Origin of the sequence: Tropicimonas sp. IMCC6043, from assembly GCF_004146235.1 — a bacterium.
Taxonomy (GTDB): Bacteria; Pseudomonadota; Alphaproteobacteria; order Rhodobacterales; family Rhodobacteraceae; genus Tropicimonas.
Genome location: NZ_SELO01000097.1, coordinates 1 through 4,131 on the forward strand (window position 1 = coordinate 1; position 4,131 = coordinate 4,131).

The window sequence follows — 4,131 nt, forward strand, 5'->3', positions numbered from 1 at the left end:
CCCTCCTGGTCGACGGCCCGCCACAAGTAGTGCCGTTCACCGTTGATCTTCACGAACATTTCGTCGAGATGCCAATACCATTGCGGCCCGGAACGCAGCCGCTCGGCGCGTTTCATGCGGATCTCGGTGGCGAACATCGGTCCGAACCTGTTCCACCAGAACCGAACGGATTCATGGCTGATGTCGATGCCGCGCTCGTGCAGCAGATCCTCGACATTCCTGAGCGACAAAGGGAAGCGCACGTAGAGAATCACCGCCAGGCGGATGATCTCAGGGCTGGTCTTGAAGTATTTGAACGGGTCGCGTTTAGTCATCCGGCGACGCTACTCAGCCCCCTGCCCCATCTCAAGCCACGTTCTTCTGACACCGCCCAACCGTCAATTGCCGCACTCATCGTGAACGGAAGCTTTCGATTCTGAGCCTACGTTACAATCGTTTTGCCGGGGCTCGACCGATCCCCGCGAACTTGCTCGAAACCCGGCTACGCTGGGGCCGTGGCCGGACCCGTGCCGTTGGTGGGGTGCCCGGGGTTTGCCGTGTTTGCAGGGTTTTCCAGCACCGCACGTGGATAGGCACCAGCTAACCAAAAGGACGCATAATCGATTACGAGATTTCACCCCATAAGGTGATCATTCCCGAGGCCACCTTAACGGACTTCCTGAAGAGAGAAGCTGAAAAAAACATGACGACGGACGACCGGACACGCCGGGCCGTCGCCTGTTCGAAAAGAAAACGGCGCCCGCTAAAACGGCCGAGCGCCCAGTGCGGAACGAGGGACAGTGCAGTGAGTTGCGGCTGTTCCAATACCCGCAACCCACAATGGATTCATAGCAAGAGTATGGATTTCAGCCATGACATGTATCAACGAACGAGGCGCGCGGGCTGAAGAGATCGCAGACCTCGCCGTTGCCCTGAAGAGCCCGGAGAAGGTCCTCGCACCGATCCTGACAAGATGCGCCTTCAGTTTGAAAAATGCCCGTTCGATACTCTCTTCGCGGGATAATGGACAACCAACCGGCCCTAGGAGGGTATGGACGTCCTGCTGATCTGATCAATTCCTAACAAGCCTGATTTCCGGTATGTCGTCCGGCGCAGGTTTCGTCAGGTAGCGGTTACGCGTTTCGCTGACCAAGATGATCTCCTCGTGAACGAGGTACCGCCCCGGAGCGAGAGACAGGCAGGGCTCCAGTGTCAGGACCATCCCGTCCTCGAGCATCGTGGCATCGGTGGCGGAAAGGGATGGCCATTCCGTCAATTGCATTCCGAGCCCATGGCCATAGCGCCCTGTCGGCAGAGGGGAGCCGCCCCCGCGGTCGATTGCAGTGTGAATGGCAAGGAACACGTCCCGCGCTGTTGCTCCCGGCCTTGCGGCGACGAAACCGGCTTCGACGGCCTCGCGCAGCCTTGTGTAGGCGTCCGCAACCTCCCGGGACGGCGGCCCGACAGAAAAGTTGCGGTCGAAATCGCAGAAGTACCCATCGAACCTTGCGCCGACATCCAGAAGAAGCACCTCGCCGCGTCGCAGGCGATGCCCGGAGGGCGGCGAGATGATGTCGTCATAACCGCCGGTACCGGTCCCTCCGACGAGATAGGGGACGTCGTCGGCGCCTGCTTCGAGGCAGGCGATCTTGAAGCGCCGGAAGAGGTCGCGTTCGCTATCATTCTCCGTGGTTGTCCGTGTCAGCGCTCCGAATGCGGCGCCTGCAGCCCGAGCCGCGCTTTCGATCTTCGCAACTTCGGCGCCCGATTTCACCATTCGCAGGCTTTTCACGATCTCCGTGCAATCACGAAACGCGAATCCTGACAACGTTTCCCGAAGCCAAAGGAACTTCTCGATCGGCATGCGCAGATGGCTCTCCTGCCCCATCGGAATGCCAATGACCCCAGCCTCACCGACAACTTCCCGGATCGCATCGCAGACAAATGGAACGCCCTCGGCGTCCGGGTCCGGGGACGGCCAGGTTCGGACATCAGACAGCCATGTGCAGGCGAAGGCAGCCTTCCCGATATCCGGAATGATTGCGACCGGCTCTCCGGAGCCCGGAAGCACGACATACCAGGGACGTGTGGGGCTGAGCCAGAAATCGCTGAGAAAACCAGTGAAATATCGGATTTCCGGTTCCGTTGTCAGGAGAAGCGCGTCGATCCCTGCCAGTGCCATGCGCGCCTGTGCGAGACGGACCCGTCCCCGCAGTTCCGCCTCGGAAAATCCCCTGTCCATTGCCTCGGACATGTTTTCCATTCCTTGCCGCCAGTTGCTCAGTTCGCATCGCCTCTCGCATCAAGCAGTTCCACCTCAAAGCTCGTGAGCGCAAGTGAATCAGCGGTCCTCGCAAACAAAGATGTCGAATGCAATTGAACCGGGGCAGATTGGCTCTTGCCTGACAAATCTGATCTCTCGTTGCTCAAAAACCGCCCAGAAGCCAGAATTCGACCAACGCCAATGGCCCGTGCCCAGAGCCTCGGACCAGGCGTCACAGTTCCTCCCGAGATAGAGGGTCTCGATTCCCACAATCTCACGCATCCCTGCACCGTGCCCAGCAAACCGCACCACCGGGAAAACTGATTTGAGCACTATCCCATCGGCGTTACAGGTGAGCGTGTATTGATGCCCATTCCAAGAAGAATAGGTTTGATCCTGGGCGACTGCAGGACCGACTACGCTGCACGTGATCACGGCCGCGGCCCAAAACGGTATTGCAGAAATCGAGATGGTGTTCTCCTCGGCTATTTTGGACTTCATCTGCGGTTTGGCCGCTCCACACGAAGAAGTTCAGAGATTTCTGGCCAACTCAGCCAGCGTAGTTGTCGCAAACCGCATCTTCCAGCGGTACCCGCGCCCAGCCCGCACCTGCCGAAATCCCGCCGCGTGTCAGCTGTATGTAAGACCAGCCACCAACATCTTCGAATTCGTAGAGCAACTCGTCGCCGGCCCGACCAGTCGCGGTGACAGGCGAATCTGGCGTACGCCCCAGATGCAAGGCGAAAGGATCTCCGCGCCAACCGATGCAGCCCGATTCATAGCCCGTCGCGACCGGGAGGTCAGTTAAGGATTTCCGGAATTCAAGCGAAACTACCCCCAGAACCTTGCGGCGGGTATCCACATGACAGCTCCATTCCGCCTCCAGCGCTTTCACGTGAGCAACCAAAGCCGAAGCTTCAGCAGACAGTGTTGGCGATTTACTCGTGCACCCTGCGTTGCCAAACACCGCCAGCCCAAGCACTGAGTTAAAGCAATATCCCGCTCGGTGGAATGTTAGGTTGCGAGTGAACCACAGGTCATCACATATCTCCAGCGCCGACACAGGCGCCGGGATAACGGCAAGGAAAACCAAATAACCAACGCATGATTTCTCCCTGTTCACCGGTGCCCCCGACGGTGGAGCGACGAGCTCATTTTGCCGCTTCCTTCTTCGGATTGCGCGCTGCTGGACACGGCTCCTCCAAAGATGGACAGCGCAATAGCAGCGACAAAGATCGTGCGGTCTGAAGTGGCGGACATGCTGGCCTCCCCCCGATGAGAATTCCCTAATGTTAAGCTAGCCGAGGGCCCGAAAACAGGTCCAGATGGATGCGGCTGTCCAGCGCAGCTTCAGCCGACCCGTCCCCAGCATGAGCCGCCGCGAACGTCCGTTGCCGGGTCCGATTGTCGGAAGTCGGGTTTGTATTGCGGCTAATTCTGCAAGAGCATCCATCGGCGGGAAGGTCGGCAGACTCGCCGTTCGACCGCGCATCTCGAGTTTTGTCCACATTTGAGAAACAAACTGTTCACATTAGGGAAACAAATCCCAAATCCAGAATGTGTTAACGAATGCTCGCGGAGGTCTCAATACCCTGGGGGGCAACGGTCTATTGAGGGGAAGAGCATGAGTGGTGCTCAGCTTGACCGCCTCCGCACAGAATGTTGGCAGAAGAACTTGTCGCCTCCTGCCGAAGTGCAACGACCGAATGCTGGCAGCTTCCCAGCCGGTCGTGGGATGGTCGTTGCCGAGCCATCAGGGACGCTGAGAACGGCAGTGGAATAGTCGACCACGGTAGCGGCGGGGATGTTTCTCGCTGCGGGCGGAGCAAAAGTCGCCCAGTATCGGCCCTTTCTGTTCTGATTTCAGGGGGGCGGGAGCATTTTCACCG

At 58.7% G+C, this 4,131-nt stretch carries 4 protein-coding genes; all 4 read right to left on the reverse strand.

What is annotated here, in order from left to right; genetic code table 11:
• Positions 1 to 314 (reverse strand): DDE-type integrase/transposase/recombinase (locus EU800_RS25725; protein WP_129636308.1); only part of this gene is annotated, 314 nt, incomplete at its 3' end.
• A gap of 737 nt (positions 315 to 1,051) precedes the next feature.
• The gene (locus EU800_RS25730; protein WP_242500838.1) at positions 1,052 to 2,233 is read right to left on the reverse strand and encodes a Xaa-Pro peptidase family protein; all 1,182 of its coding nucleotides are present in this window, start codon (positions 2,231 to 2,233) and stop codon (positions 1,052 to 1,054) included.
• 87 nt (positions 2,234 to 2,320) lie between these two features.
• Entirely contained in the window at positions 2,321 to 2,743 is a 423-nt protein-coding gene (locus EU800_RS25735) for a hypothetical protein (RefSeq protein ID WP_129636309.1), read from the reverse strand.
• Between the two features lie 49 nt (positions 2,744 to 2,792).
• A complete protein-coding gene (locus EU800_RS25740; RefSeq protein WP_129636310.1) occupies positions 2,793 to 3,365 on the reverse strand; it encodes a DUF4453 domain-containing protein in 573 nt (190 codons plus the stop codon).
• Between the last annotated feature and the right edge of the window lie 766 nt (positions 3,366 to 4,131).

Excerpts from the sequence above, each read along its gene's own strand:
- EU800_RS25735 (WP_129636309.1), bottom strand. The coding sequence starts at position 2,743 with ATGAAGTCCAAAATAGCCGAGGAGAACACCATCTCGATTTCTGCAATA.
- EU800_RS25730 (WP_242500838.1), bottom strand. The coding sequence starts at position 2,233 with ATGTCCGAGGCAATGGACAGGGGATTTTCCGAGGCGGAACTGCGGGGA.